The sequence below is a fragment of the Bradyrhizobium sp. 170 genome, assembly GCF_023101085.1.
Taxonomy (GTDB): domain Bacteria; phylum Pseudomonadota; class Alphaproteobacteria; order Rhizobiales; family Xanthobacteraceae; genus Bradyrhizobium.
Map to the genome: position 1 here is coordinate 5,210,948 of NZ_CP064703.1, position 25,798 is coordinate 5,236,745.

General features: G+C 63.5%; 22 protein-coding genes and 1 pseudogene. 15 read left to right on the forward strand and 8 right to left on the reverse strand.

The window, feature by feature from the left end:
• Nucleotides 1-33: 33 nt before the first annotated feature.
• The 7 genes from IVB05_RS24395 to IVB05_RS24425 all read left to right on the forward strand — a co-directional run bounded on the left by IVB05_RS24395 (nucleotide 34) and on the right by IVB05_RS24425 (nucleotide 5,730).
• The gene (locus IVB05_RS24395; protein ID WP_247778448.1) at nucleotides 34-1,854 is read left to right on the forward strand and encodes an IlvD/Edd family dehydratase; all 1,821 of its coding nucleotides are present in this window, start codon (nucleotides 34-36) and stop codon (nucleotides 1,852-1,854) included.
• A 172-nt stretch (nucleotides 1,855-2,026) separates the two neighbouring features.
• The gene (locus IVB05_RS24400) at nucleotides 2,027-2,761 is read left to right on the forward strand and encodes an SDR family oxidoreductase (protein WP_247778449.1); all 735 of its coding nucleotides are present in this window, start codon (nucleotides 2,027-2,029) and stop codon (nucleotides 2,759-2,761) included.
• A 15-nt stretch (nucleotides 2,762-2,776) separates the two neighbouring features.
• Nucleotides 2,777-3,523 carry an SDR family NAD(P)-dependent oxidoreductase gene (locus IVB05_RS24405; RefSeq protein ID WP_247778450.1) on the forward strand — a complete coding sequence of 249 codons (747 nt, stop codon included), beginning with the start codon at nucleotides 2,777-2,779 and terminating at the stop codon, nucleotides 3,521-3,523.
• Nucleotides 3,524-3,632: 109 nt separating this feature from the next.
• Entirely contained in the window at nucleotides 3,633-4,016 is a 384-nt protein-coding gene (locus IVB05_RS24410; RefSeq protein WP_247786879.1) for a RidA family protein, read from the forward strand.
• 55 nt (nucleotides 4,017-4,071) lie between these two features.
• On the forward strand, nucleotides 4,072-4,461 hold the full coding sequence (locus IVB05_RS24415) for a GFA family protein (protein ID WP_247778451.1): 390 nt from the start codon (nucleotides 4,072-4,074) through the stop codon (nucleotides 4,459-4,461).
• 112 nt (nucleotides 4,462-4,573) lie between these two features.
• Entirely contained in the window at nucleotides 4,574-5,254 is a 681-nt protein-coding gene (locus tag IVB05_RS24420) for a site-2 protease family protein (protein WP_247778452.1), read from the forward strand.
• A 44-nt stretch (nucleotides 5,255-5,298) separates the two neighbouring features.
• The gene (locus IVB05_RS24425) at nucleotides 5,299-5,730 is read left to right on the forward strand and encodes a hypothetical protein (protein WP_247778453.1); all 432 of its coding nucleotides are present in this window, start codon (nucleotides 5,299-5,301) and stop codon (nucleotides 5,728-5,730) included.
• A gap of 488 nt (nucleotides 5,731-6,218) precedes the next feature.
• On the opposite strand, the gene IVB05_RS24430 is transcribed toward IVB05_RS24425, so the two are convergent.
• From IVB05_RS24430 to IVB05_RS24445, 4 genes are all read right to left on the reverse strand, one after another.
• Nucleotides 6,219-7,544, reverse strand: coding sequence for an ATP-binding protein (locus tag IVB05_RS24430; RefSeq protein ID WP_247778454.1), 1,326 nt, complete (start codon nucleotides 7,542-7,544; stop codon nucleotides 6,219-6,221).
• Complete coding sequence (locus IVB05_RS24435; RefSeq protein WP_247778455.1) at nucleotides 7,541-8,452, reverse strand: histidine kinase dimerization/phospho-acceptor domain-containing protein; 912 nt, start codon at nucleotides 8,450-8,452, stop codon at nucleotides 7,541-7,543. Before IVB05_RS24435 ends, IVB05_RS24430 begins: the two co-directional genes overlap by 4 nt.
• 17 nt (nucleotides 8,453-8,469) lie before the next feature.
• Nucleotides 8,470-9,210, reverse strand: coding sequence for a response regulator (locus IVB05_RS24440; RefSeq protein WP_247778456.1), 741 nt, complete (start codon nucleotides 9,208-9,210; stop codon nucleotides 8,470-8,472).
• A gap of 1,823 nt (nucleotides 9,211-11,033) precedes the next feature.
• Nucleotides 11,034-11,942 (reverse strand): helix-turn-helix domain-containing protein, encoded by a 909-nt coding sequence (locus IVB05_RS24445; protein WP_247778457.1) that lies wholly within the window; start codon nucleotides 11,940-11,942, stop codon nucleotides 11,034-11,036.
• Between the two features lie 170 nt (nucleotides 11,943-12,112).
• Here IVB05_RS24445 and IVB05_RS24450 point away from each other — a divergent pair, with 170 nt between their 5' ends.
• The 6 genes from IVB05_RS24450 to IVB05_RS24475 are packed head-to-tail and all read left to right on the forward strand — an operon-like array spanning nucleotide 12,113 to nucleotide 18,109.
• Nucleotides 12,113-13,339, forward strand: coding sequence for an amino acid ABC transporter substrate-binding protein (locus IVB05_RS24450; protein ID WP_247778458.1), 1,227 nt, complete (start codon nucleotides 12,113-12,115; stop codon nucleotides 13,337-13,339).
• Nucleotides 13,340-13,366: 27 nt separating this feature from the next.
• Entirely contained in the window at nucleotides 13,367-14,236 is an 870-nt protein-coding gene (locus IVB05_RS24455) for a branched-chain amino acid ABC transporter permease (protein ID WP_247778459.1), read from the forward strand.
• Nucleotides 14,233-15,177 (forward strand): branched-chain amino acid ABC transporter permease, encoded by a 945-nt coding sequence (locus tag IVB05_RS24460; protein WP_247778460.1) that lies wholly within the window; start codon nucleotides 14,233-14,235, stop codon nucleotides 15,175-15,177. Before IVB05_RS24455 ends, IVB05_RS24460 begins: the two co-directional genes overlap by 4 nt.
• Nucleotides 15,174-15,923, forward strand: a complete 750-nt coding sequence (locus IVB05_RS24465) for an ATP-binding cassette domain-containing protein (RefSeq protein ID WP_247778461.1) — start codon at nucleotides 15,174-15,176, stop codon at nucleotides 15,921-15,923. Before IVB05_RS24460 ends, IVB05_RS24465 begins: the two co-directional genes overlap by 4 nt.
• The gene (locus IVB05_RS24470; RefSeq protein WP_247778462.1) at nucleotides 15,916-16,635 is read left to right on the forward strand and encodes an ABC transporter ATP-binding protein; all 720 of its coding nucleotides are present in this window, start codon (nucleotides 15,916-15,918) and stop codon (nucleotides 16,633-16,635) included. The genes IVB05_RS24465 and IVB05_RS24470 overlap by 8 nt, the downstream gene beginning before the upstream one ends.
• Before the next feature lie 22 nt (nucleotides 16,636-16,657).
• Nucleotides 16,658-18,109: an aldehyde dehydrogenase gene (locus IVB05_RS24475; protein WP_247778463.1), complete on the forward strand. Its 1,452-nt coding sequence runs from the start codon at nucleotides 16,658-16,660 to the stop codon at nucleotides 18,107-18,109.
• 115 nt (nucleotides 18,110-18,224) lie between these two features.
• On the opposite strand, the gene IVB05_RS24480 is transcribed toward IVB05_RS24475, so the two are convergent.
• The 4 genes and pseudogenes from IVB05_RS24480 to IVB05_RS24495 all read right to left on the reverse strand — a co-directional run.
• The gene (locus IVB05_RS24480; protein ID WP_247778464.1) at nucleotides 18,225-19,016 is read right to left on the reverse strand and encodes an energy transducer TonB; all 792 of its coding nucleotides are present in this window, start codon (nucleotides 19,014-19,016) and stop codon (nucleotides 18,225-18,227) included.
• Nucleotides 19,013-19,480: a TonB system transport protein ExbD gene (gene exbD / locus IVB05_RS24485; protein WP_247778465.1), complete on the reverse strand. Its 468-nt coding sequence runs from the start codon at nucleotides 19,478-19,480 to the stop codon at nucleotides 19,013-19,015. Before exbD ends, IVB05_RS24480 begins: the two co-directional genes overlap by 4 nt.
• Nucleotides 19,481-19,483: 3 nt before the next feature.
• Nucleotides 19,484-20,440, reverse strand: a complete 957-nt coding sequence (exbB, locus tag IVB05_RS24490) for a tonB-system energizer ExbB (protein WP_247778466.1) — start codon at nucleotides 20,438-20,440, stop codon at nucleotides 19,484-19,486.
• A 5-nt stretch (nucleotides 20,441-20,445) separates the two neighbouring features.
• A pseudogene (locus IVB05_RS24495) lies at nucleotides 20,446-21,071 on the reverse strand (Fe2+-dependent dioxygenase); the annotation flags it as partial.
• A 393-nt stretch (nucleotides 21,072-21,464) separates the two neighbouring features.
• Here IVB05_RS24495 and IVB05_RS24500 point away from each other — a divergent pair.
• Together IVB05_RS24500 and IVB05_RS24505 are read left to right on the forward strand one after the other, a co-directional pair.
• On the forward strand, nucleotides 21,465-22,634 hold the full coding sequence (locus IVB05_RS24500; RefSeq protein WP_247778467.1) for an efflux RND transporter periplasmic adaptor subunit: 1,170 nt from the start codon (nucleotides 21,465-21,467) through the stop codon (nucleotides 22,632-22,634).
• The gene (locus IVB05_RS24505) at nucleotides 22,631-25,774 is read left to right on the forward strand and encodes a multidrug efflux RND transporter permease subunit (protein ID WP_247778468.1); all 3,144 of its coding nucleotides are present in this window, start codon (nucleotides 22,631-22,633) and stop codon (nucleotides 25,772-25,774) included. Before IVB05_RS24500 ends, IVB05_RS24505 begins: the two co-directional genes overlap by 4 nt.
• The last annotated feature ends 24 nt before the right edge of the window (nucleotides 25,775-25,798 follow it).

Genomic DNA, 25,798 nt, shown 5'->3' on the forward strand with positions numbered 1-25,798 from the left:
GCCGTCCACGAGTTTGCAGTGCGGGAGGAACCAATGAAAAAGAACGACAACAAAACTGCCACCAACGGCAAGGGCCGGAAACTACGTTCCCTCGAGTGGTTCAACAACCCGCATAACCCGGGAATGACCGCGCTCTATCTCGAGCGCTATCTCAATTACGGCCTGACCCGCGAGGAATTGCAATCCGGCAAGCCGATCATCGGTATCGCGCAGACCGGCAACGACCTCTCCCCGTGCAACCGCCACCATCTCGAACTGGCGCACCGGGTGCGCGAAGGCATCCGCGCGGCCGGCGGCATCGCGATGGAATTTCCGACGCATCCGATCCAGGAAACCGGAAAGCGGCCGACCGCGGCGCTCGACCGCAACCTCGCCTATCTTGGCCTGGTCGAAATCCTGTTCGGCTATCCGCTTGATGGCGTGGTGCTGACCACCGGCTGCGACAAGACCACGCCGGCCTGCCTGATGGCGGCGGCGACCGTCAATCTGCCCGCGATCGTGCTCTCGGGCGGCCCGATGCTGAACGGCTGGTTCAACGGCGAGCGCACCGGTTCAGGCACCGTCGTCTGGAAGCAACGCGAACGGCTTGCCGCCGGCGAGATCGACTACAACGAGTTTATCGAAATCGTGGCCTCTTCGGCCCCGTCGGTCGGCCACTGCAACACGATGGGCACCGCCTCGACCATGAACTCGCTTGCGGAAGCGCTCGGCATGTCGCTGCCGGGCTGCGCGGCGATTCCCGCGCCCTATCGCGAGCGCGGCCAGATCGCCTACGAGACGGGAAAGCGGATCGTCGAGATGGTCTGGGAGGACCTCAAGCCTTCCGACGTCCTGACCCGCAAGGCGTTCGAGAACTGCATCGTGGTGAATTCGGCGATCGGCGGATCGACCAACGCGCCGATCCATATCAACGCGCTGGCCCGGCATGTCGGCGTCGAGCTCTCGATCGACGACTGGCAGAAGCACGGCCACGACATTCCGCTGCTGGTGAACATGCAGCCGGCCGGTTTTTATCTCGGCGAGGAATATCATCGCGCCGGCGGCGTGCCGGCGGTGGTACGCGAATTGATGGCGCACAAGCGCATCCATGAGGACGCCGTGACGGTCAACGGCCGCACCATGGGCGAGAACTGCCGCGAGGCACCCAAGCCCGACGGCGACGTGATCTGGAGCTACGACAAGCCGCTGGTGAAGGACGCCGGCTTCCTGGTGCTGCGCGGCAACCTGTTCGATTCCGCGATCATGAAGACCAGCGTGATCTCGAAGGAATTCCGCGACCGCTATTTGATCAATCCCAAGGACCCGAACGCGTTCGAAGGCCGCGCCATCGTGTTCGAAGGGCCTGAGGATTATCATGACCGGATCGACGATCCCGCGCTCAATATTGACGAGCACTGCGTGCTGTTCATCCGCGGCGCCGGGCCGATCGGCTATCCCGGCGGCGCCGAGGTGGTGAACATGCAGCCGCCGGCGGCGCTGATCAAACGCGGCATCCTGTCGCTGCCCTGCATCGGGGACGGAAGGCAGTCCGGTACCTCAGGCTCACCGTCGATCCTCAACGCCTCGCCGGAAGCCGCCGCCGACGGTGGGCTTGCGATCTTAAGGACCGGCGACAAGGTTCGCATCGACCTCAACAAGGGCGACGCCAACATCCTGATCACGAGCGATGAGTTGAAGAAGCGTCGCGCCGAGCTGAAGGACAAGGGCGGCTTCCCCTACCCGGCCAACCAGACACCGTGGCAGGAGCTCTATCGTTCGACCGTCGGCCAGCAGGCCACCGGCGCCTGCATGGAGCTCGCCACGCGCTATCAAAATATTGCGGGCACGGTCGGCGTGGCGCGGGATAATCATTGACCATTGCCGTCATTGCGAGCGCAGCGACTTGTCCGCCGTAGCTCAACGAGCGAAGGCGGAAGCAATCCATCGTGCCGCAAGGCGAGAATGGATTGCTTCGTCGCTTCGCTCCCTTGTGCAAACGCGTCGCGTTTGTCGCAGGCAATGACGAAAGGATAAGGAGAAGAAAAAAATGTCAGACCGTCTGAAGGGCAAGCGCGCATTCGTCACCGCCGCCGCCGTGGGCATCGGCCGCGCCTGTGCAGTGGCTTTTGCGCGCGAAGGGGCGACCGTGTTCGCCACCGACATCGACGAGGCCAAGCTCGCCGCGCTCAAGAGCGAAGGAATCGCGGAAGTGGCCAGGCTCGATGCGCGCGACAGCGCAGCGGTTGCCGCCATGGCCAAGCGCGCCGGCAACACCGACATCCTGCTCAATGCCGCCGGCTTCGTGCATCACGGTACCGTGCTGGATTGCTCCGACGAAGACTGGGATTTTTCGTTCGACCTCAACGTCAAGTCGATGCACCGCACGATCCGCGCATTCCTGCCGGGCATGCTGGAAAATGGCCGCGGCGCGATCGTCAACATCTCTTCCGCCGCCGGCGTGTTCAAGGCAGCACCCAACCGCTACGTCTACGGCGCGACCAAGGCCGCCGTCGCCGCGCTGACGCGCTCGGTCGCCGTCGATTTCGTCAGCAAGGGCGTACGATGCAACTGCATCTGCCCCGGCACCATCGAAACCCCTTCGATGCTCGATCGCGCCGCCGCCGCCGGCCCCAACGGACGCGAGATGTTCATCTCACGGCAGCCGATGGGACGGCTCGGCACCGCCGAGGAGATCGCTTCGCTCGCCGTCTATCTCGCCAGCGACGAAAGCGCGTTCACCACGGGTGTCGCGCATGTCATCGACGGTGGCTGGACGCTGTAACGCAGGAGAAATCTCATGAACAAGATCGATCTGAACGGCCGTTGCGCCGTGGTCACCGGCGGGGCGCAGGGTTTTGGGCGCGCCATCGCCGAGCGCTTCGCAGCCTCCGGCGCCAAGGTCGCGATCTGGGATCACGACCTGCCGTTTGCGGAAAAGACCGCCAGGGAAATCGGCCCTGCCGTGTCGGCCTTCAAGGTCGACGTTTCCGATCTCGCCGCGGTCGAGAAGACGCGTGACGAGACGCTGAAGGCGCTCGGCAAGATCGACATCCTCGTCAACAATGCCGGCATCGCCGGCATCAACAAGACGGTGTGGGAGACCGACCTCGAGGAATGGCGCAAGGTGCTGCGCATCAATCTCGACGGCCCCTTCATCTGCTGCAAGGCGGTGGTGCCGGCGATGCTGGCGCAGAAATACGGCCGCATCGTCAACATCGCCTCGATCGCCGGCAAGGAAGGCAACCCCAACGCCGCGCATTATTCCGCCTCGAAAGCCGGCCTGATCGCACTGACCAAGTCGCTCGGCAAGGAGCTCGCGCAACACGACATCCTCGTCAACGCGGTGACGCCAGCGGCGGCGAAAACCGCGATCTTCGACCAGCTCACGCAGCAGCACATCGACTTCATGCTGTCGAAGATTCCGAAGGGACGATTTGTGCTGGTGGAAGAACTCGCGGCGATGGTGGCGTGGCTGGCGTCGGAAGACTGCGCGTTCTCGACCGGCGCGGTGTTCGACATTTCCGGCGGCCGGGCGACTTATTAGCCGATAGACTGTTGGCGCCGAGGCGAGACCCATACGACAACGGCGGCTGCCTTCTTACGGCCCGTCGGTTGGATCGCCCGAGCAAACTGCTGGACAAAAAACGATGCCATTGAAACTTCGATCGATAAACGCCAAGTCGGCCCCTGAGGCGGTCGGCGGTTATTCCCAAGCCCTGGAAGCAACGAACAGCATCCGGCGGCTTTACATCAGCGGTCAGATTCCCATGGCTCGCGGCGGCGCGGTGCCGCACAGCTTTGCTGAACAAGCGAAGCTTGTATGGGCCAACGTCCTTGCGCAGCTCGAAGCCGCAGACATGACGATCGGCAATCTTGTGAAGGTTACGATCTTCCTGTCTGACAGAAAATACGCGCTCGAAAACCGTCAAGCGCGACACGAGGCTTTGGGTGATCACGCCCCCGCGCTTACAGTTATCATTGCAGGCATTTTCGACGAAGCCTGGCTATTGGAAATAGAGGCCATTGCCGAGGCGTAACGAGTATCACCAGGATACCAACCGCCAGAACGGCGAATGCAGCCGCGGAGACACAATGACCAGAGAAGGTGGATGCCTGTGTGGCACGGTCCGGTTCAAGGCCGAGGGCGAGCCGCTCAACGTCCGCGTCTGCCACTGCCGCAACTGCCAGAAGGCGATGGGCTCGCCGTTCTTTGCCCGCGCGCTGTTCGACCAACGGGCGCTTTCGGTCGAGGGCGACACCGCGCGCTACCCGTCATCGGAGGCGCTCGACCGGGTGTTCTGCAAGGTTTGCGGGACGCGCCTATTTTCCCGGCGGACCAACGGTACCGTGGTCGGCGTTGCGCTGGCCGTCTTCGACGACCGCAACGCCTTTGCACCGACCGGGCACATCTGGGTCTCGGAAAAGATGGCCTGGGTGCGGCTCGACGACGGTTTACCGCAATATCAGGAGACGGTTCCGTAGCCCGGATGGAGCGCCAGCGTAATCCGGGATTATTTCACATGCGGATGGATCGATCCCGGATTGCGCTTCGCTCCATCCGGGCTACGATGCCGGGCAAACCGGGGCAGATCGATTGAACATCTCACTCTACGGCATCTCGATCTGGATTCTCCCCCTCCTCATCGCCATCACCTTCCATGAGGCCGCGCACGCATTTGTGGCATACAAGCTCGGCGACAATACCGCCTGGCAGCTTGGCCGGGTCAGCTTCAACCCTTTCAAGCATATCGATCCGTTCGGGACCGTGATTCTGCCGGGCGTGCTGCTGCTGGCGCACTCCCCGTTCCTGTTCGGCTACGCCAAGCCGGTCCCGGTGAATTTCCGGAACCTGAACAACCCGCGGCTCGACATGGTCTGGGTGGCGCTGGCCGGCCCCGTCACCAACATCATCCTGGCGACGATCGTGGCGTTTGCCTTCCATGCCCTGCCTTTGGTGCCGGCGGACGCCGCCAAATGGACGGCGGACAACCTCAAAAATGCTTTCCTGATCAATATCGTGCTGGCGATCTTCAACATGATGCCGATCCCGCCGCTGGACGGCGGCCGGGTCGCCGTTGGGCTGCTGCCGCAGGTGCTGGCTTACCCGCTGTCGCGGCTGGAACCCTACGGGATGCTGATCCTGCTCGGCCTTTTGATCCTGCTGCCCGTCATCGGCGCGCAGCTCGGCCTAAATCTTGATGTTATTTCGGCGATACTTCGGACACTGACCGGATATGTGATCAGCGCGCTTCTCTTCATCACCGGCAACGCTTAAACTTCAGATAGAAAACAGAGGACAGGGAAGAATCAGCTCGGGCCATGGCGACAAAAGCTGCCGATATGTTGATTGCACGCCGCGCCGATACCCGTGCGAGGGCAGATTTTGCAACCTGGAAAATGCTGGCCAAGCTCAACGGCTTCTCCGCCCTGCCCGCCGAGGCGCAGAGCTTTCTGGAAGGCTATAGGCAGTTACTGGCGAGGATGACCGAGGCGGACGCCTCCGAGGCCACCATCCAGCTCATGTACAAGAGCTATTATGCCGAGATGGGCGGCTCCGGAACGCCCCCCGAAATTCCCACGCGCGCCAGCGAGCCGGTCGCCGATACCGGCACCGTCACCGCGTTCCGACGGCCGCCCCCGCGGCCCAAGCCCGCCGCATCCGGCCCGGTGGCCAAACCACGGTTGCCGGTCGCGCTGATCTTTGCCTGCCTCGCCGTGGTCTATGTCGGCATCCGCTATTACTGGCGCTGACGCGCGTTTCCTCACATTGCTGAGCCTCCTTTTCGCGAATTCGCCGCGCAGCGGAATATTCGCGAAAGAGCGTCTGCCCGATGCTCAAGAGGACCTGAGGGTTGCGATCCCGGATGACGTCACGAAGCCCTCTCCCGTCGCCGGGAGAGGGCTTTTGCATGTCCGAACACAAAATATCGAAAACAACCCCATGCACAGTAGAGACGGGCTTGAATTCGCGGCACTTTTCGCCGCCGCGTGACCCAGTCACGAACTGCTCAGCCACCGCGGCAGAAACCGATCTCAACCCTGCTCTCGTTCAGGCACCTTGCGGGCCACGCAGTTGGAGCCGACCGTTGCGGGCGCTGACTGCTATCGGGATACTTCGTCAACTTGGTTTTCGTCCCTAAGAAACCCAACCGGGTCAAGCGCTCGCGTCCGCTCTCGACCAGGAGGCAGCCGTTGACCGCAGCTTGCGCGATGTGCGCTGAGTCAACGTCATCGTGTTGTCAGCTCGAAAATTCGAGACGCGCTTCCAATCCGCCGCCGTCGCGATTGGCGAGCGTGAGTGTGCCGCGAAGCGCGCTGACAAGTTGCTGGGCGATGGCAAGGCCAAGCCCGGTGCCGCCGGTTTCGCGATTGCGCGAAGCTTCCACCCGATAGAACGGCAGGAATACCGACTTCAGATGCTCCTCGGGAATACCGGGTCCGCGGTCCGATACGGTGATCGTGATGCGGTTCGACCGTTGCACATCGACGGCGACTGCGACATCTTCGCCGAATTTCAGCCCGTTATCGATCAGGTTGATCATGATGCGGCGCAAGGCCTGCGGGTGCGTGAGAATCGTCACCCCGCGTTCTCCGGAAAATCGAAGGGATTCTCCGGCGTCGGAATAGTCGCAGACGATGCTGTCGATAAGCGCATGCAGGTCGGTCTGGCACCGCTGCTTGGCGATCTCGTCGCGTCCGCGGGCCAGGGCAAGACCCTGCTTGACGAGCGTCTGCATTTCCTGCAGGTCGCCCTGCAGCTTTTCCCTGGCGTCGCTGTCACCAAGGAAATCAGCGCGCAGCCGCATGCGCGTGATCGGAGTCTGAAGGCGGCGCGAGATTCCCGCCAGAATCTGGATCCGTTCCACAGCCTGCTCGGCAATGCGCCGCTGCATGGCGTTGAACGCGGTCGCGGCGCGCGCCACTTCCTTCGGACCATCCTCCGGGAGCGGCTCACGCCGCAGATCCGAACCCAGGCTGTTGGCCGCGCGCTCGAGGCGCGCCAACGGTCGCGTCGCGAGCTTCACGGCAATCCAGGTGAAGAAGGCGAGAAAACAGAGTTGAACCGCGAGCGCCGCGGGTAGCCAGAGCGACATGACCCTCCTCTGCGCGAGGTATTCCATCGTCAACGGACTGCCGTCCTTGAGGTGAATGAGCATGCCTCGTTTCGATCGCGTCGGCGGATCGAAGTAGACATAGTTCACGTCGTGGTCGGCCCCAAGCTCGGCCCTGAGGCCCGCCAAAAACAGTTCCCCTCGACGTCTGAGCGGCGCATATACCTCGCCGCCGCCTTTGAGAACGTACCGATATGTAGGTCGAGCGAGGCGCTCCAGCCATGCGGGTCTTTCTTCGGGCTTGACCCGGTCGAGGATAGCGACCTCCGTCGCGACGGCCCTCATGAAATAGTCATCCGATAACTCGTTGGAGGGGCCGAATACATTGAGGGCGACCAGACCAAAGGACAGCAGATGCGCAGCCAGCAGACCGGCGAACAGGATGATCGCCAGCCGGCGGAACAGTGAGTCCGGCCAAAGACGCGCCGCCATACGTCGAAGCTGGGCGCTCATGACGGCTCCCGCGATGCTTCGACGGCGACATGCGTGGTGTCCGACGGGACAATGTCGTACTCTCGCGCCAGGGCAAGCCCCTGCTTGACGAGCGTCTGCATTTCCTGCAGGTCGCCCTGCAGCTTTTCCCTGGCGTCGCTGTCGCCCAGGAAATCAGCGCGCAGCCGCATCCGCGTGATCGGGGTCTGAAGATCGTGCGAGATCGCCGCCAGAATCTGGATTCGTTCCGCGACCTGCTCGGCAATGCGTCGCTGCATGGCGTTGAGCGCGGCAGCGGCGCGCGCCACTTCCTTCGGACCATCCTCCGGGAGCGGCTCGCCGCGCAAATCCGAGCCCAGGCCGTTGGCCGCGCGCTCGAGGCGCGCCAGCGGTTGCGTCGCGAGCTTTACGGCAACCCAGACGAAGAATGCGATGATACAGAGTTGAACGGCGAGCGCCGCCGGCAACCACGGCGAAATGATTTCCTTCGGCGGAAAGACCGCGATCGTCACGGGGCTACCGTCCTTCAGGTGCATGCGTATGCCCCGTCGCAGTCGCTGCGGTGGATCAAAGTGGACAAAATTCGCGTCGTGGTCGGGCCCCAGCGCGGCCCGCAAACGCGCGATGTTCGCTTGCCGTCGTTTGGGTGTCTCCGCTTCTAGCTCTCCCTCGCCGCTGAGAATGTATCGCCAATGGCGTCGAGAGAGGCGGTCGAGCCAGGCGGGTCTTTCTTCAGGCTTGAGGTAGTCGAGGAAAGCGACCGCTTCCGCGATGTCCACGGCAGCATATTTACTCCCCAGCTCGTCTTCGATAGCGATGCGGTCGAGGGCAATCAAAACGAAGGCCAGCACATGAGCCGCCACAAGGCCGGAAAACAGGATGATCGCCAGCCGACCGAACAGGGAGTCCGGCCAAAGACGCGCCGCCATGGGCCGAAAACGAGCGCTCATGTCGGCCCCTGCAATGCCTCGACGGCGGCTGTAAAGACGTAGCCTTCGCTGCGCACCGTCTTGATGTAGGACGGCTCCCGGGCGTCTTCGCGCAATCGCTGGCGAAGGCGGCTGACAAGAAGGTCTATCGACCGGTCGAACACTTCGGCCTCGCGGCCTTGCGTCAGGTCGAGCAGTTGGTCGCGATTGAGGACATGTTGGGGGTGATCGAGAAACACGCGCAACAGTCGATACTCGGCGCCGCTCAACGAGACCACGGTCTCGTGGGCGTCGACCAGGCAACGCCCGGCCGTGTCGAGCTTCCATTCGCCAAACCGAAAGAGCCGGGCTTTCTCCGATGCCGCAAGGTTGCGGGGCAGCATCTCAGCCCTGCGCAACACCGAGCGGATTCGTGCGAGCAGCTCGCGCGGGGCAAACGGCTTCGTGAGGTAGTCGTCCGCCCCCATCTCCAGGCCGACGATGCGGTCTGCTTCATCGCCCCGCGCCGTCAGCATCAGGATCGGAATGTCATAGGGTTGATTCGCGCGCAAGTTGCGGCAGAGCGTAAGGCCGTCGTCCCCCGGCAGCATGAGGTCGAGTACGATCAGATCGATCCGGTGGTTGGCGAGAACCTCGCGCATCTGCCGGCCGTTGGCCACCGTCGTGACCCGATAGCCGTTGCCGACAAAGTATCGGTCCAGCAGTTCGCGCAAACCCAGGTCATCGTCGACGACGAGAATATGGTCCGGCTTCTCCATACACGCCAGAGTATCCAACCGCCGCGGCAAGTGACATCCCATTTTGTAACGTAATGTATCGTCCTGCCGGCCCGACATAGAAAATTTCAAAACCGGCACAGGCGGAAATTCGCAGGATACATCGGACACTTCCAATCATGCTTGCGATGTCGGTCGACCCGGACAAGGACATGCTCGCGCTGCCAGGAGAGGCCGGGGACGGCGTTTATTTCCGGATTTGGGAGAACGAGTCATGAGAATGTCATCAAGCCTTGTCGCGCCCTCAGCTGTCGCGATCCTGTCAACTTCGTTATTGTGCGGCCTAAGCGGCACGGCAGCCTCGCAAACCACGCCAAGCTCCACTCTTCCCAGCGTCACGGTCACGGCGCCTGAGCAAAGGGCGAGGCCGCCACAGAGGCAGGAGCGGGCGGCAAACACCGGTGCAGGTCTCCGGAGAGGGCTGGCCACCCGGACGACGGCTCAAACAGCGGGAGCGACGCCGTCGGTTGCGCGGGGGCCTGTCATGGCGAAGCTTGGCCGGCTCGAGAGAGAGGCCAGCAGTTGCAACGATGGTTGCGAATCAAGCTTCAAACGCGGCAAGGACCCTTGGGTTGGATGCAGCGAATCGGCGGGATACTTCTCAGTTTTCTCAGCAACCTGCAAAGACACACTCACTCACAGGGACTACGTGCAATGCGTAGAAACCAAAATGTTCCTGGGCTGGGACCGACAACGAGTCTGGTGGTATTGCACCGGCATGCTGGCTGGGGGGAAATTTCGGGTCACCGCAGAGAATCGAAACAGGTAGCGCATGCGTATCGAGGCTCAATAGCGGACAGCTGAACCCCGTCTGTCATTTGTCTTCGGAAATGCTGGTTGGAAGACACGGTGTCCGCACCGGGGACGGCATTTATTTCCGGATTTGGGAGAACGAGTTATGAGAATGTCATCGAGCCTTGTCGCGCCCTCAGCTGTCGCTGTTCTGTCAACCGCATTGCTGAGCGGCACGGCAGCCTCGCAAACCGCAACAGGCCCCACCAACCAGCTTCCCAGCATCACGGTCCAGGCGCCGAAGCAGGTGGCAAGGCCGGTGGCAAGACCACAGAGGCAGGCGCCGCCGGTGGCAAACACGATTGCAGCTCGCCCGACCTCGCCAGCCCCTCAAACCCCACCGACAACCGCTCAAAAGCCGGCGCCCGGTTCAGTGATGGCGAGGATTGCCGCGCTTGAGAAGACCTCCAGCAATTGCACCGACGGTTGCCAAACAAGCTTCAAATACGGCAATCAACCGTGGAACGGATGCTCCACGTCGTCCGGGGATTTTACTTTATCGACAACGTGCAGAAACGGACGCAACTACAAAACCTACCAGGAGTGCAGGGAGACCGGAATGTTTTTGGCCTGGAGACAATATGAGGTCTGGTGGTATTGCAGCAGCCTGCACGCCGCGGGCAAGCTTTCCGGGGAGAAGCTTCAGGTCGCCGAACTCAAGCGATCAGGACGTCGCTAGTCCGTACCGGTGCCGATACCGAGCCTCGAAAACTCATATCCGATAGCCAGCCAAGTCAGCCTGGGAGAGCAGTCGTGCGGAGATGAATCGGGCGTAACGGGACTTGCGCAATGTGGTTGGCTCGTCGAGCTACGCTTGGCGGAACGGGAAGCTGATCCCAGATTCTTTGCGGTTGGAACGCGTGAGGTAGGTGACGCGGAAGAGGCTATCCTGCGCTATCCGGGTATCGTTCGGGAAGACAAGAGGACCGCCTTGCGCCCCCTTTCCGACAAGGAGATCGCGTGTCTCAGACTGAGAACGGATAGCGTGAGGCCGTATATTCTGCACCCTTAGTTCACGGCCACGCCGCATACGACGGCCCGCTGCGCGCGTGCTCCAGCCTGATCTGCCGGCGATAGTTGCCCGGCGACGCCCCGCGATACTTTCGGAAGAATCGATTGAAATAGGCTGGATCGCGGAAACCCAGACCGTATCCGATCTGCTCGACAGGCAGGTCGAGCTGCTGCAGCCGCGTGCAGGCTTCGCGAACCAGCCGCTCGTGGATGATCGCGCGCGGGCCGCAGTTGTTCTCGCGCTGGCAATGGGCGTGCAGCTTGTCGGAGGTAACGCCAAGCGCGTCCGCATAGCGTGCCACCGGCCAGCCGTCGCGATAATGCAGCTCGACCATTTGCAGGAAATTGCCGACCAGCGCCGGACCGCCGCGTGCCGCCACCTCGTGACGCTCGTCGTGCGAAGCGCTGAGCCGCCAGAGCTGCAAGCACAGCAACAGCAAATGCGAGGAGATCAGCGTCGCACCGCCATAGCCCGGCGTGCGCAGCTCCGCCACGATGGCGCGGCATGATTCAGCGATGGTGTCGAGAGTTGGCGGAAGCACTTCGCCGGCGATCAGCGCAACGCGCTCGGTGGTCCTGCGCAGATGCAGCGCCTCGGCATTGCCGGCGACGATCTTGATCAGGAAATCATCATCTACCGACAACAGGAAGCCGTGCGCGCCCGGCCCCACTTCCACCGTCGCATCGATGCTCCCCGGCAGCCAAAGCAGCGCCGGCGCTTCAAGCGCAACGCCGGTCCCGTGCCATGACGCATGACCGCGGTCCGATTGCAGCAACAACAGATGCGCCCGGCGCCCGGACTTCTGACGGATCACCCACGATCGCGCCGCCAGCGATGCCGAAAACACCTCCGCACGCACCGCCAGCGCGGTGCCGACCGACAATCCGTTCAGCCCTGGCGATGCCGACATACCCCGTCTCCTGAGACAATCCGCCGCCTGTGAACAGGCCGAATTGCCAGAAAAGTACAATCTTTCCCCGGCTTCGTCCAATTCCAAGCATCCCGGGACCTCCCCTAACGTCAGGGCGATCATGAGCGCCAGTTCAATGGCGCCGGCAGATGCACCCCGGGGAGGACAACATGACGACATTCCTGACGCGACGCACGGCACTGCTTGTGGCCGCCACCTGCGCCGCCACGCTCGGCCTGGCCGCCGTCGCGCAAGCTCAAACCTCGATCAAGATCGGCTACGCCATTTCGCGCACCGGCCCGAACACCGGCGGCGCCGCCGTCACCACGATCCCCAACTACGAATTGTGGGTGAAGGAAGTGAATGCCGCCGGTGGCATCAAGCTCGGCGACAAGCGCGTCCCGATCGAGGTCGTGCAGTATGACGACCGCTCCAACGCCGAAGAAGCCGTGCGCGCGCTGGAGCGGCTGATCAATCAGGACAAGGTCGATTTCATCCTGCCGCCATGGGGCACCGGCCTCAATCTGGCGGTTGGCCCGACGCTCAACCGCGAAGGCTATCCGCACCTGGCCGCCACCGCCGTGACCGACCGTGCGCCGGAACTCGCCAAGCGCTGGCCCAACAGTTTCTGGATGCTCGGCACCAGCGCCGATGCCGCCAAGACGCTGGTCGAACTGCTGTCCAAGCTGCGTGATGAAAAGAAGATCGGCGACACGGTTGCGATGGTCAGCATTGCCGACGGCTTCGGCATCGACCTGTCGAGCGCGGCGCGGCCGGCGATCACCAACGCGAAATTCAAGCTGGCCTACGACAAGAGCTATCCGATCGGCACCCAGGATCTCGCGCCCATCATCAACGAGGTGAAGGCGCTCAATCCGGATGTCTTCATCGCCTTCAGCTATCCGCCGGATACGCTGGCGCTGACCGAGCAATCGCGCATCGCCGGCTTCAATCCGAAGGTGTTCTACACCGGCGTCGGCACCGCCTTCCCGCTCTATCGCGGGAAGTTCGGCAAGAACACCGAAGGCGTGATGGGCATCGGCGGCTGGAGCGGCGACAGCCCGGCGATCAAGGACTATCTCGCCCGCCACAAGGCCTCCGCCGCCAACGGCGCCGAGCCGGACCGCTGGGCGAGCGCAGTCACCTACGCCAGCCTGCAGATGCTGCAGCAGGCGATCGAACGCGTCGGCAAGATCGATCGTGCCGCTGTCATCAAGGACCTGCAGACCGGCTCGTTCGATACCGTGATCGGCAAGGTCAAGCTCGAGAACAACATGCCGACCCGCTACTGGTGGGTCGGTCAATGGCAGGATGGCGAGTTCTACGGCATCGCTCCGGCTGGCAATGAAGGTGCGCGTAAAGCGATCGTTCCGAAGCCGGCGTGGGTGGCGCCGTAACGTCACACTAACGCGGCCGGTCTTGTCATGACGAATGCTATCCTGACCGGCCTGATGCTGGGCGGCATGTATGCGCTCATCGCCATGGGGCTCACGCTCCAGTACGGCGTTGCGCGCATCATGAACCTCTCCTACGGCGAGTTTCTGATTGCAGCCGCCTTTGCCTCGCACTGGCTGTTCACGGGCTGGGCGATCAGTCCGTTTGTCGGACTGACGCTGGTCGTGCCTGCGGCCTTCCTGCTGAACTTCGCGATCTACAAGCTGCTGCTCACGCCGCTGGTGCGCCGCGCGCCCAACCGCGACGCACTCGAGGTCGACAGCATTCTCGCAACCTTCGGGCTTACCTTCGTCATTCAGGGCTCGATGCTCGCGCTGTTTGGCGGGGCCTATTACAGCTACTCGTTCCTCGCCTTCCCGGTGCAGTTTCTCGGCGAGACCGTTGCGGCCAACCGCCTCGCCGCTCTCGGCATCACCATCCTGCTTGGCCTTGTGCTTTATCTGGCTCTGACACGGACCCGCGCCGGCACGGCGGTACGCGCCGTTGCCGTCGATCCCTTTGCCGCCCAGCTTGTCGCCATCAACGTGCCGCAGGCCTCCGCTCTTACCTTTGCACTGGGCGGCGCGCTGGTCGCGGCGGCTGGCGTGCTGGTCAGCACCTTCCTCACCTTCAGCGCGTCATCCGGCGTGGTCTTCACGATGAAGGCGTTGATCGTCGTCGTGATGGGCGGCGTCGGCAACATGCTCGGCTGCCTGGTTGCGGGCCTGGCGCTTGGTCTCAGCGAGTCGCTGGTTGCCTCCTATGTCGATCCCGGCCTGACGCTGGCGGTCAATTTCGCCCTGTTCCTCACCGTGTTGCTGGTGAAGCCGGCCGGCCTGTTCGGCAGGGCGACACGATGACCGCGCGAACCGCAGGCCTCGGTGTCCTCACGCTCGTAGCCCTTGTGCTGCTGGCCTTCGTGCCGCGTCTCGGCAATCCCTATTACCTCGCGCTCGCCATCAGCCTCTTGCAGTACACCGTGCTGGCAACGGCCTGGGGCATGTTCTCAGGCCCCACACGCTACGTCTCGCTGGCAACGACCGCCTTCTTTGGTGTCGGTGCCTACACGGTTGCCGTGCTCGGCGAGATATTGCCCTGGCCGCTGGTGCTGCTGATCGCAGCGGCCCTCGGCGCCTTCGTGGCAGCCATTGTCGGGCTCTCGACGCTGCGCCTGAGCGGCGTGTATTTCGTCATCTTCACATTTGGCCTCACTGAGTTGATCCGCCAACTCGTGGTCTGGTTCGAGGTCAACAAATCGCGCGTGCTCGGGCGCTATGTCTTCGTCGACATCACCCAGGCCGATATTTACTGGCAGTTGCTGGCGCTCGCGGCGGCCGTGTTCCTGCTGGGCTGGCTGATCGCGCGATCTCGCCTCGGCTTTGCGCTGCGCGTCATTGGCGAAGATGAGACCGTCGCCAAGCATTGCGGGATCGATACCACCTTCGCCAAGGTCGCCCTGTTCACGATCAGCGCCACCGTCATGACGCTGGTCGGCGCGATCATGGCGCCGCGCTGGACCTATATCGAACCATCGATCGCCTTCAATTCGATGATCTCGTTTCAGGTGCTGATCATGGCGCTGCTCGGCGGTGCGCACCGGCTGTGGGGGCCGGTGCTCGGCGCCGTGCCGCTGACCCTGTTGTTCGAGCTCCTGAGCGCGCGTTTTCCGAATACGTTCACGATCATCCTCGGCTGCATCTTCCTGCTGATCGTTTACATGCTGCCGCGGGGCGTAGCGGGATTGATCGAGAAGCTGGCGGCGGCGCCGGGCGGCAAAACCACCGGACGGGTGGCCGCATGATCAGGGAAAGCGGAACACCGGTACTCGAGGTCGCCGGCCTGCGGCGCGCTTTCGGCGGGCTGGTTGCGGTCAACGACCTAGGTTTTGCGGTCGGGCACGGTGAAATCATGGGCCTGCTCGGCCCCAACGGGTCCGGCAAGACGACGGCGCTCAATCTGATGTCGGGCGTGCTGCGTCCCGATGCCGGCACCATCCGCCTGATGGGCCGGAACATCGCCGGCCTCGCCTCGTACCGGATCGCGCGGCTCGGCCTGGCGCGGACATTTCAGCTCGTCCGCGTGCTCGATGGCATGGATTGCCGCGAGAACATCAGGGCGGGGCTGGCGTTCCAGAAGCCGCATCTGCCCGCCACCGAGGCCGAGGTCCGGATCGACACGCTCCTCGATCGCGTCGGCCTTGCCGGGCACGACCGGCGGCCGGCGGCCGACCTCACCTATATCGACCGCAAGCGCCTGGAGCTCGCACGCGCCCTCGCCGCCAGGCCGCGGCTGCTGCTGCTCGACGAATGGCTCGCGGGCTTAAATCCATCCGAACTCATGATCGGCATCGACCTGATCCGGTCGCTGAAGGCTGATGGCATCACCATCGTGCTGGTCGAACATGTGATGAACGCGGTGCGCGCGCTGTGCGATCGTTGCGTCGTGATGAGCAGTGGCCGCAAGATCGCCGAAGGCGCGACCGCTGATGTTCTGAGCGATGCGGCCGTCGTGAAGGCCTATCTCGGCGGAGTAGCCGCCGATGCTTGAGGTCAGAAATCTCAGCCTGGCGTATGGCCTGCATCGCGCGCTCGACGGCGTCGCGCTCAGTGTCGGGGCCGGCGAGATCGTGACGATCCTCGGCGCCAACGGCGCGGGCAAGACCTCGCTTCTGAAAGCCATCGCGGGCGTCGTACGCACACTTCCAGGCAAGCAGGTGAGCCTCGCCGGCCGCGATATCTCGGCGCTCCCGGCACACGAGATCGTCGAAAGCGGATTGGCGCTGGTCCCCGAAGGCCGCGGCATATTCGGCGACCTGACGGTCAAGGAAAATCTCCTGCTCGGTGCCAACCCGAAGCGCGCCCGCGACGGCGAAGCGGCGCGGCGCGAACAGGTGCTGGGGCTATTCCCCCGCCTGCGCGAACGCGCCGCCCAGATCGCGCGCACCATGAGCGGCGGCGAACAGCAGATGCTCGCCATCGGCCGCGCGCTGATGTCCAATCCGGACATTTTGCTGCTCGACGAACCCTCGCTCGGGCTCTCGCCCGCCATGGTGCAGGAGTTGTTCGCAACGCTTCGGCGGGTGCGCGAGGCCGGCGTCGGATTACTGCTCGTTGAGCAGAACGCGCAGGAGAGCCTGCGGATTGCCGATCGCGGCTATGTGCTCGAAAACGGCATCATCGTCGGGCATGGCACCGCCGATCATCTGAAATCCGATCCCGCCGTCCAGCGCGCCTATCTCGGCGGCGCACCATCATCGTAACGCCACGCCAAAGGAGAAAGCCATGTACGAAATCACGCTGCTGCTCGAGAGCAAGGATGTCCCGGCGTCGAACGGTGCGACGTTCGATCGCCTCAACCCCGTCACGGGTGACGTCGCAAGCCGCGCCGCGGCGGCCCAGATCGCGGATGCGAAGCGCGCGGCCGATACCGCCGCAGCCGCCTTCCCGGCGTGGTCCGCCACCGGCCCAAATGCCCGGCGCGCGATCCTGCTGAAAGCCGCCGATCTTCTGGCGTCGAAGGCTCCGCAATTCATCGAGCTGATGGCAGCCGAAACCGGGGCGACCGCCGGCTGGGCCGGCTTCAACGTTCACCTCGCCGCCGGCATGCTGCGCGAGGCCGCCGCCATGACCACGCAGATCTCGGGCGAAGTCATCCCCTCGGACAAGCCGGGCTGCATCGCCATGGCCGTTCGCCAGCCCGCGGGCGTGGTGCTGAGCATGGCGCCGTGGAACGCGCCGGTCATTCTCGGTGTGCGCGCCATCGCGCTGCCGCTGGCCTGCGGCAACACCGTGGTGTTGAAGGCTTCCGAAATCTGTCCGGGTACCCATCGGCTGATCGCGGAGTGCCTGCGCGACGCGGGCCTGCCGCCGGGCGTCCTCAACGTCATCACCAACGCACCGGAAGACGCCCCTGCCCTGATCGAAATGCTGATCGGCCATCCCGCCGTGCGCCGGGTCAATTTCACCGGCTCGACGCGGGTCGGCCGCATCATCGCACAGGTCGCGGCCAAATATCTCAAGCCGGCGTTGCTGGAACTCGGCGGCAAGGCGCCGATGATCGTGCTTGACGATGCCGATATCGACGCGGCCGTTGCCGCCGCGGCGTTCGGCGCCTTCATGAACCAGGGCCAGATCTGCATGTCGACCGAGCGCCTCGTCGTCGACGAGAAGATCGCCGACACCTTCGTGACCAAACTCGCCGCGAAGGCCGGATCGCTGGTCGCCGGCGATCCCCGCAAGGGCAATGCGCCGCTGGGATCGCTGATCGGCACCGATGCCGCGGCCCGCATCCAGGCCCTGATCAACGACGCCGTCAGCAAGGGCGCCAAGGTGGTCGCAGGCGGGCGCAGCGAGGGCACGCTGATGTCGGCAACGGTCATCGACGGCGTCAACTCGTCGATGCGCATTTACGGCGAGGAGTCGTTCGGGCCGGTGGTCTGCATCGTGCGGGTCAACGGTGTGGACGAAGCCGTGCGGGTCGCCAATGACACCGAATACGGGCTATCGGCCGCCGTGTTCGGCCGCGATATCGCCCGCGCCTTCGAGGTCGCCAAACGGATCGATTCCGGCATCTGCCATGTCAACGGCCCCACCGTTCACGACGAGGCGCAAATGCCGTTCGGCGGCGTCAAGGCGTCGGGCTATGGCCGCTTCGGCGGCAAGGCCGGCATTGCCGAATTCACTGAGCTACGCTGGATCACGATCGAGACCGGACCGCAGCATTATCCGATATAGAATCTGGCTCTGATTGAATCAGAGCCATATTCTAGATTCTTGTTTTGACGCGTTTTCTTCACGCGAACCGGTATCCACTTCGCTCGAAAACGCCATGGCCGGGAGTGGCGACGCGTCAGCTCTTGGTCTTGACGCGGAAGATCACCGGCAGGGTGAAAGTCAGGCCTTCGTCGGCGATGACAGGCGGTGGCATCGGCACCGGATCGGAGCGCCGCACCATCGCCAGCGCCGCCTCGTCGAAGGCCGTATCGCCCGAGCCCTTTTCGATATCGGTCGAGAGCACGTGGCCCATGCGGTCGAGCGTGAAGCGAATCTGGATCTCGGCGGATTTTTGCTGCCGTTCCTTCGGGTACCGCTTGTGCTTGTCGAGATGCGCGACCAGCTCCTTCTGCCAGGTCGCGCGTGCACGCCGCGCGCTCTCGCCGGTACCGATCACCGGCGCGACGGAACGCTGCCCTTCCGGAATGGCCTCCGAACTCGGCGTCGCGGTGGCTTCGGCGGCAATCGACTCGGTGGAAGCCTGCGTCTGCACCGCCGCGATCTTCGGATCGTCCTCTTTCGGCTTCTTCGATTCGGTCTCCGTCACCACCCGGTCGGCCTCTTCAGGCTCGGTCGGCCTGTCCTGCGGCAGCTCGGTTTCCTTGACCTCGGCCTTCTGCTCGGAGAGCTGAGGCGACGCAGCGGAAGCATCGGTATCCGGACCCGGTGGGAGGTCGGTCACCTCCCGACGGACAGAGGCCATTTCGAGCCCGATCTCGATCGCCGATGCACCAAGCGCGTCATCGGCTTCCTCGGTCTGCAAATGCACAATCGCCAGCGCCGCGCCGCCGACGTGAAGCGCGAGCGCGATTACCGCGGCGGAAATCCAGAGCCGCCGGGATGGCTTTTGCTCGTCGGGGCCGGTCAAGGCTTTGCCGGCGCCGCTTGCGCCGCGGCTACTTCGGGAACGCCTTCGAGCGCCACCAGCTTGATCTTGGAATAGCCACCGGCGCGCAGGATTTCGAGAATGTCCATCAATTCGCCGTAAGGCACGGCGCGGTCGGCGCGCAGGAAGATGTGGCGTTCCTTGCTGGCATCGGCCATCGCATCGAGCGAGCGCACCAGGTCGACGCGCTTGACCATGTTTTCCCCGATCGCAACCGAGAGATCCGGCTTGATGCTGACATAGGTCGGCTTGTCCGGCTTCTTCTGCGGGGTCGCGGTCGAGGTCGGCAAATCGATCGGCAGGTCGACGGTCGATAGCGGCGCCGCGACCATGAAGATAATCAGGAGGACCAGAATGACGTCGATGAACGGCGTGACGTTGATCTCGTGCGATTCCGCAAAATCGCTGTCGTCATCGAGGTCGGTGTCTGCGATCGAGGCGCCCATTGCCTACTCCGCTGCTCCACGGGCGCGCTGCCCGCCGCTAACGTGCGTGCGGTCGAGATCGCGCGACAACAGGCGCCCTGCGGCACCTGACGCGCGGTTGACCAGTTCGAGGTAGCCTTTGGTAACCCGCGCGAAGTGATTGTAGATGATGACGGCGGGGATTGCCGCGACGAGGCCGATGGCGGTGGCCAGCAGCGCTTCGGCAATGCCGGGCGCCACCACGGCGAGGTTCGTGGTCTGCGATTTCGAAATGCCGATGAAGCTGTTCATGATGCCCCAGACGGTGCCGAACAGTCCGACGAAGGGCGACGTTGCGCCGATCGTTGCCAACAGGCCCATGCCGAGCCGGATGCGCCGTGCCTCGGCGCGCACGATTTCGGCAAAACTGGAAGCGGCGCGCTCCTTGATGCCAGCGTCGCTCGATATGCCCGCCGACAGCCGCGCCTCACGCATCGCTGCCGCAAGGAAGGACGCCAGCACGCTGCCCTTGGCGCCCAGCGCGAACTGCGCTTCCGCCAGCGACCGCGCGTCGCCGATCTTGGCCAGCGCCGAGCGCACCTTGCGCTGAACGACCGTCAGCTCGAGCATCTTGGCGATGAAGATGGTCCAGGTCACCAGCGAGGCAAAGGCAAGGCCGATCATGACCGCCTTGACCACCACGTCGGCCGACTTGAACATCGTCCACGGCGACAATTCCTTGAGTTCGGCGGCCGCGGCCTTCAGCAATTTGCCCTCGCGCTCCGCCGGCGTGGCGGCCGCGTCCGAAGCTGCGGCCGGCGCAGCAGCGGCGGCCGGCTGGGACAGCGTGGCCGGAGGCTGCGATACGGCAGGCGCCTGCTGGGCCACGGGTGCGGATGGTGCCGCAGGGGTCGCGCCCTGCTGGGCCGACGACGACCCCGCCAGCGACAGCATCGCCAGCGCCGAGATCACCGCAAATGTCGTCACGCGAGAAAGAGACATGTTCTTCATACTTCGGCCCAGTAGCGGATCAGGTTGTGATAGATACCGGTCAATTTGACCGTTTCAGGGTCGTCTCGCCCAAGCCGCTCCACCAGGGCCTGGATCGAGGTATCGAGATCGAAGATCAGGCTGCGGGCGTGGGCATCCCGTACCATGCTCTGCAGCCAGAAAAAAGACGCCACGCGCATACCTCGTGTGACCGGCGTGACCAGATACAAACTAGACGCAGGATAAAGCACGAGGTCCCCCGCGGCGAGCTTGATTTCGTGGGAACCATAGAGATCCTCGACCACCAGCTCGCCCCCATCATACTCGTCCGGCTCCGACAGAAACAACGTCACCGACAGGTCGGTCCGGATCCGCTGGCCGGTGAGACGATCTCCCCTCACCGCGTTGTCGACATGGAGGCCGAAATGGTGCCCGCCGGAGGCCACGTAGCGATTAAATAGCGGCGGAAAGATCTGCAGCGGGATCGCCGCCGAGATGGATCTCGGACTGGCCGTCAGCGCCGAAAGCAGGCGATTGCCGAGCGTTCGCGCAACCTCGCTGTCCGGCGGAAGCTGCTCGTTGCGCTTCACCATCCGATTTGCGCCCCCGCAGTAGAGCGGCCGTCCTCCCAGGCGGAAGCGTCCGGCGCCATTGCAAAATTCATTACGTGCCTTTGATCGATTTCAATTCGCGCAGATCGACATGCGGCGAGTAGTCCCGCGGTAGGTACCGAGCAAGAAATTTGGGGTCAACGCGATTGGAGCAGGACTCTGGTTGAATACGCTCAGATCACAGCGATTCTAATCTGTAGTTTGAAATGGTTCTAAGAACTCCGCTGCAACCAATCGCGCATTCACCCTGCTCGCAAGACACACTGACGATCGCGCGTCATTTGGCGCTGGCGCAGAACGCTGCTCGACGGCTGTTTCAAACCTTTCCAATTGTTTAGGATTTTCAAGCCTTAGTGTTTGTACAGGGCAAGCGGGCGGACTTTAAATCGGCATGCGGGGGAACTTCCTTCAATCCATGGGCTGATATGTCGAGGTCACGCACCATCCGTTGGGCTTTGCTGATCGTAGCGATCGCTGCGTTGGGCTTTTTGGGCTGGCAGCGATTCCATGGCGGGGATCATCAGGCGCAAGCTGAAGCTCAGAAGCGCGTGCCTGCCCGTGTCGCCGTCCCCGTGCGGATTGCCCCGGTCGAAAAGGCTGATTTTCCAGTCTATCTGACCGGCCTCGGCACCGTGCAAGGCTTCAACACGGTGCTGGTCCGTACTCGGGTCGACGGCCAGATTAACAGGATCGCGTTCCAGGAAGGCCAGTTCGTTCGTGAAGGCGACACGCTGGTCGAGATCGATCCGCGGCCGTTCCAGGCTGCGCTCGATCAGGCCAAGGCCAAGAAGGCGCAGGACCAAGCCAATCTCGCCAATGCCAACCTCGACCTGCAGCGCTCCACCCGGCTCGGTGAGTTCGCGACCCGCCAGCAAACGGACACCCAGCGGGCTTTGGTCGCGCAACTGACGGCGCAAGTGGCCGGCGACGATGCAGCAATCGCCAATGCGCAGACGCAGCTCGACTACGCGACCGTCAAGGCGCCGTTCTCGGGCATTGCCGGCCTGCGCCAGGTCGACGTCGGCAACATCGTCAATGCCGCGACGCAGACCGGCATCGTCAGCATCGCCCAAATCGAGCCGATAGCCGTGATCTTCACCGCGCCGGAGGACCAGTTGCCGGATATCAAGGCCGCGCTCGCCGCCGGCTCTCCCAAGACGATCGCGCTCTCCACCGACGGCAAGCGGGTGCTTTCCACCGGCGCGCTTTCGCTGATCAACAACCAGGTCGACACGTCAAGCGGGACGATCAGGCTCAAAGCCGTGTTCGACAACAAGGACCACGCGCTGTGGCCTGGCCAGTCGGTTTCGACCCAGCTGCTGGTAGCGACGCTGAAAGACGCCACCGTTGTTCCCGACGATGCCGTTCAGCATGGCCCCAATGGTCTTTACGCCTACACGGTCAACAAGGAGAACAAGGCTGAACTTCGCAAGATCAGGGCGACGCGCTCGACCGACGGCCGCTCCGTGGTCGACGAAGGGCTGTCGCCCGGCGAGCAGGTGATCACGGCGGGCCAGTTCAAGGTTCAGCCGGGCACGCTGGTGACGACGGCCGTCGCCAGCTCTCAGGCCCAGGCCAAGGTGACCGGCCAATGAGCGGGGGAATCTCCGCCCCCTTCATTCGCTACCCGATCGGCACCTCGCTGATGATGGCGGGGATCATGTTCGTCGGCCTCGTCGCCTATCCCTTGCTGCCGGTTGCGCCCCTGCCGCAAGTCGACTTTCCGACCATCCAGGTCTCGGCCTCTCTGCCCGGCGGCAGTCCGGAAACCATGGCCTCGTCAGTGGCGCAGCCGCTGGAACGTCAGTTCGCGCAAATTCCGGGCGTCGCGCAGATGACGTCGACCAGCTATCTCGGAACCGCGGCGATCAATATCCAATTCGATCTCAACCGTTCGATCGACGCCGCCAACGACGTGCAGGCCGCGATCAATGCGGCCAGCGGCCAATTGCCGAAGAACCTGCCCTCGCCGCCGACCTATCGCAAGGTCAACCCGGCCGACTCGCCCGTCCTCCTGCTGTCAGCGACGTCGGACACGCTGCCGCTGACATCAGTCAGCGACGCCGTCGATGCCCAGCTCGCGCAGCAGATCAGCCAGATATCCGGCGTCGCCCAGGTCATCATCGGCGGGCAGCAGAAGCCGGCGATCCGCATTCAGATCGACCCCGCCAAGCTCGTCGCCAAGGGCCTGTCGCTGGAGGACGTGCGCAACCAGATCGCGATCACGACCGTGAACAGTCCCAAGGGCAATATCGACGGCGACCGTCGCGCCTACACCATTTACGCCAACGACCAGTTGCCGGACTCAAAGGACTGGAACGACGTCGTTATCGCCTTTCGCAACGGCGGCCCCTTACGAATTCGCGATATCGGCCAGGCCGTTACCGGGCCGGAAGACGCCAAGCAGGCGGCCTGGGCCAATGGCAAGCGCGGCGTGTTCCTGATCGTGTACAAGCAGCCCGGCGCCAACGTCATCGAGACCGTCGACAAGATCAAGGCGGAGTTGCCGCGGCTGGTCGCTGCGATCCCATCGGCGATCAAGATCGAAGTCATCAGCGACCGCACCCAGACAATCCGCGCGGCGGTGGAAGACGTGCAGTTCACCCTGCTGCTCACCATCGCGCTGGTCGTCATGGTGATCTTCATCTTCCTGCGCAGTTTCTGGGCGACCGTGATTCCGGCCGTGACGGTGCCGCTGGCGCTGCTCGGCGCCTGCGCGCTGATGTGGGTGTTCGGCTACACGCTCGATAATCTCTCGCTGATGGCGCTCACCATCGCCGTCGGCTTCGTGGTCGACGATGCCATCGTGATGCTGGAAAACATCACGCGCTATATCGAGGAAGGCGAAAAACCGCTCGCCGCGGCCTTCAAGGGCGCCCGCGAGATCGGCTTCACCATCGTATCGATCAGTATCTCGCTGGTCGCGGTGCTGATCCCGCTGTTGCTGATGGGCGGCATCATCGGGCGGCTGTTCCGCGAATTCGCCGTGACGCTGGCGATGACCATCTTCGTCTCGATGATCGTGTCGCTGACGCTGACGCCGATGATGGCCTCGCGCTTCCTGCGCGCGCACGGCGAAACCAGGCACGGCCGGTTCTACCAATGGAGCGAACGCGCCTTCGATGCGATGCTGCGCGCTTACGAGCGCGGTCTCGACCTCGCGCTGCGCTGGAAGTTCACGACGCTGATGATTTTCTTCGCAACGCTCGGTCTGTCGGTTTATCTGTTCGTCATCATTCCCAAAGGCTTCTTCCCGCAGCAGGACAACGGCCTGATCACGGCTACTTCGGAGGCCAGCCAGGACATCTCCTTCGCCGACATGAAGCGGCGCCAGGAGGAACTCGGCAAGATCGTGCAGGCCGACCCCGATGTGGCCTCTGTCGCGATGGTGATCGGCGGCAGCGGCCGCGCCGGCAACAATGGCAATCTGTTCATCACGTTGAAGCCGCGCGACGAGCGCAAGGCGTCCGCCCAGCAGGTCATCGCTCGCCTCCGTCCTCAATTGGAGAAGGTCGAGGGCGCCCGTCTCTACATGCAGGCGGCGCAGGACGTGCGGCTCGGCGGCCGGCCGACGCGAACCCAGTTCGAGTTCACGCTGCAGGACGCCGACCTTGCCGAGCTGAACGAATGGGCGCCGAAGATCCTTCAGAAGATGCAGACGCTGCCCGAGCTTCGCGACGTCGCCACCGACCAGCAGACCAATGGCACCACGCTGGAGCTGCAGATCAACCGCGATACCGCCTCGCGCTACGGCATCCAGCCGCAACTGATCGACGACACGCTATATGATGCGTTCGGCCAGCGCCAGGTGACGCAGTTCTTTACCCAACTCAACACCTACAAGGTGGTGCTCGAAGTGCTGCCGGAATTGCAGGGCAGTCTCGACACGCTGAACAAGATTTACGTGAAATCGCCGGCCACCGGCGACCAGGTGCCGCTGTCGGCCTTTGCCACCTGGACCAGCGTGCCGGTGCGGCCGTTGTCGATCAGCCATCAAGGCCAGTTCCCGGCCATCACGATCAGCTTCAATCTCGCGCAGGGCGTGGCGCTGGGACAGGCGACGGACGCGGTGCAGAAGGCGATGGTCGAACTCGGCGCGCCGGCGACGCTCAATTCGAGCTTCCAGGGCACCGCGCAGGCGTTCCAGCAGTCGCTCGGTACCGTGCCGCTGTTGATCCTTGCAGCGCTCGTCGTGGTGTATTTGATCCTCGGCATTCTCTACGAAAGCTACATCCACCCGATCACGATCCTGTCCACGCTGCCGTCCGCCGGCGTCGGCGCGCTCGCGATCCTGATGCTGTTCGGGTTCGACTTCAGCCTGATCGCGCTGATCGGCATCGTGCTCCTGATCGGCATCGTGAAGAAGAACGGCATCATGATGGTCGATTTCGCGATCACGGCCGAGCGCGACGAGCGTCTCGAGCCCGAGGCCGCGATCCGCAAGGCGGCGCTATTGCGCTTCCGCCCGATCATGATGACGACGATGGCGGCGCTGCTCGGCGGCGTGCCGCTGATGCTGGGTACCGGCACCGGATCGGAAATCCGCCAGCCGCTCGGCTATGCCATGGTCGGCGGCCTGATCGTCAGCCAGGCGCTGACGCTGTTCACGACGCCGGTGGTCTATCTCTATCTCGACCGGCTCTCTAACGCGTTTGCACGATGGGGCCGTTCGTCCAATCCTAACCACGATGCGCAGTTGGACGCTGGCGGCTCGGTCAAGCAAGCGGCCGAATGACTTGACTTTGTGCGGGAACCGGCA

What these genes read in the sequence shown, in the direction of transcription:
- IVB05_RS24395 (WP_247778448.1), top strand. Translation starts at nt 34, where the DNA reads ATGAAAAAGAACGACAACAAAACTGCCACCAACGGCAAGGGCCGGAAA.
- IVB05_RS24400 (WP_247778449.1), top strand. Translation starts at nt 2,027, where the DNA reads ATGTCAGACCGTCTGAAGGGCAAGCGCGCATTCGTCACCGCCGCCGCC.
- IVB05_RS24405 (WP_247778450.1), top strand. Translation starts at nt 2,777, where the DNA reads ATGAACAAGATCGATCTGAACGGCCGTTGCGCCGTGGTCACCGGCGGG.
- IVB05_RS24415 (WP_247778451.1), top strand. Translation starts at nt 4,072, where the DNA reads ATGACCAGAGAAGGTGGATGCCTGTGTGGCACGGTCCGGTTCAAGGCC.
- IVB05_RS24425 (WP_247778453.1), top strand. Translation starts at nt 5,299, where the DNA reads ATGGCGACAAAAGCTGCCGATATGTTGATTGCACGCCGCGCCGATACC.
- IVB05_RS24430 (WP_247778454.1), bottom strand. Translation starts at nt 7,544, where the DNA reads ATGAGCGCCCAGCTTCGACGTATGGCGGCGCGTCTTTGGCCGGACTCA.
- IVB05_RS24435 (WP_247778455.1), bottom strand. Translation starts at nt 8,452, where the DNA reads ATGGCGGCGCGTCTTTGGCCGGACTCCCTGTTCGGTCGGCTGGCGATC.
- IVB05_RS24440 (WP_247778456.1), bottom strand. Translation starts at nt 9,210, where the DNA reads ATGGAGAAGCCGGACCATATTCTCGTCGTCGACGATGACCTGGGTTTG.
- IVB05_RS24445 (WP_247778457.1), bottom strand. Translation starts at nt 11,942, where the DNA reads ATGTCGGCATCGCCAGGGCTGAACGGATTGTCGGTCGGCACCGCGCTG.
- IVB05_RS24450 (WP_247778458.1), top strand. Translation starts at nt 12,113, where the DNA reads ATGACGACATTCCTGACGCGACGCACGGCACTGCTTGTGGCCGCCACC.
- IVB05_RS24455 (WP_247778459.1), top strand. Translation starts at nt 13,367, where the DNA reads ATGACGAATGCTATCCTGACCGGCCTGATGCTGGGCGGCATGTATGCG.
- IVB05_RS24460 (WP_247778460.1), top strand. Translation starts at nt 14,233, where the DNA reads ATGACCGCGCGAACCGCAGGCCTCGGTGTCCTCACGCTCGTAGCCCTT.
- IVB05_RS24465 (WP_247778461.1), top strand. Translation starts at nt 15,174, where the DNA reads ATGATCAGGGAAAGCGGAACACCGGTACTCGAGGTCGCCGGCCTGCGG.
- IVB05_RS24470 (WP_247778462.1), top strand. Translation starts at nt 15,916, where the DNA reads ATGCTTGAGGTCAGAAATCTCAGCCTGGCGTATGGCCTGCATCGCGCG.
- IVB05_RS24475 (WP_247778463.1), top strand. Translation starts at nt 16,658, where the DNA reads ATGTACGAAATCACGCTGCTGCTCGAGAGCAAGGATGTCCCGGCGTCG.
- exbD (WP_247778465.1), bottom strand. Translation starts at nt 19,480, where the DNA reads ATGGGCGCCTCGATCGCAGACACCGACCTCGATGACGACAGCGATTTT.
- exbB (WP_247778466.1), bottom strand. Translation starts at nt 20,440, where the DNA reads ATGTCTCTTTCTCGCGTGACGACATTTGCGGTGATCTCGGCGCTGGCG.
- IVB05_RS24500 (WP_247778467.1), top strand. Translation starts at nt 21,465, where the DNA reads ATGTCGAGGTCACGCACCATCCGTTGGGCTTTGCTGATCGTAGCGATC.
- IVB05_RS24505 (WP_247778468.1), top strand. Translation starts at nt 22,631, where the DNA reads ATGAGCGGGGGAATCTCCGCCCCCTTCATTCGCTACCCGATCGGCACC.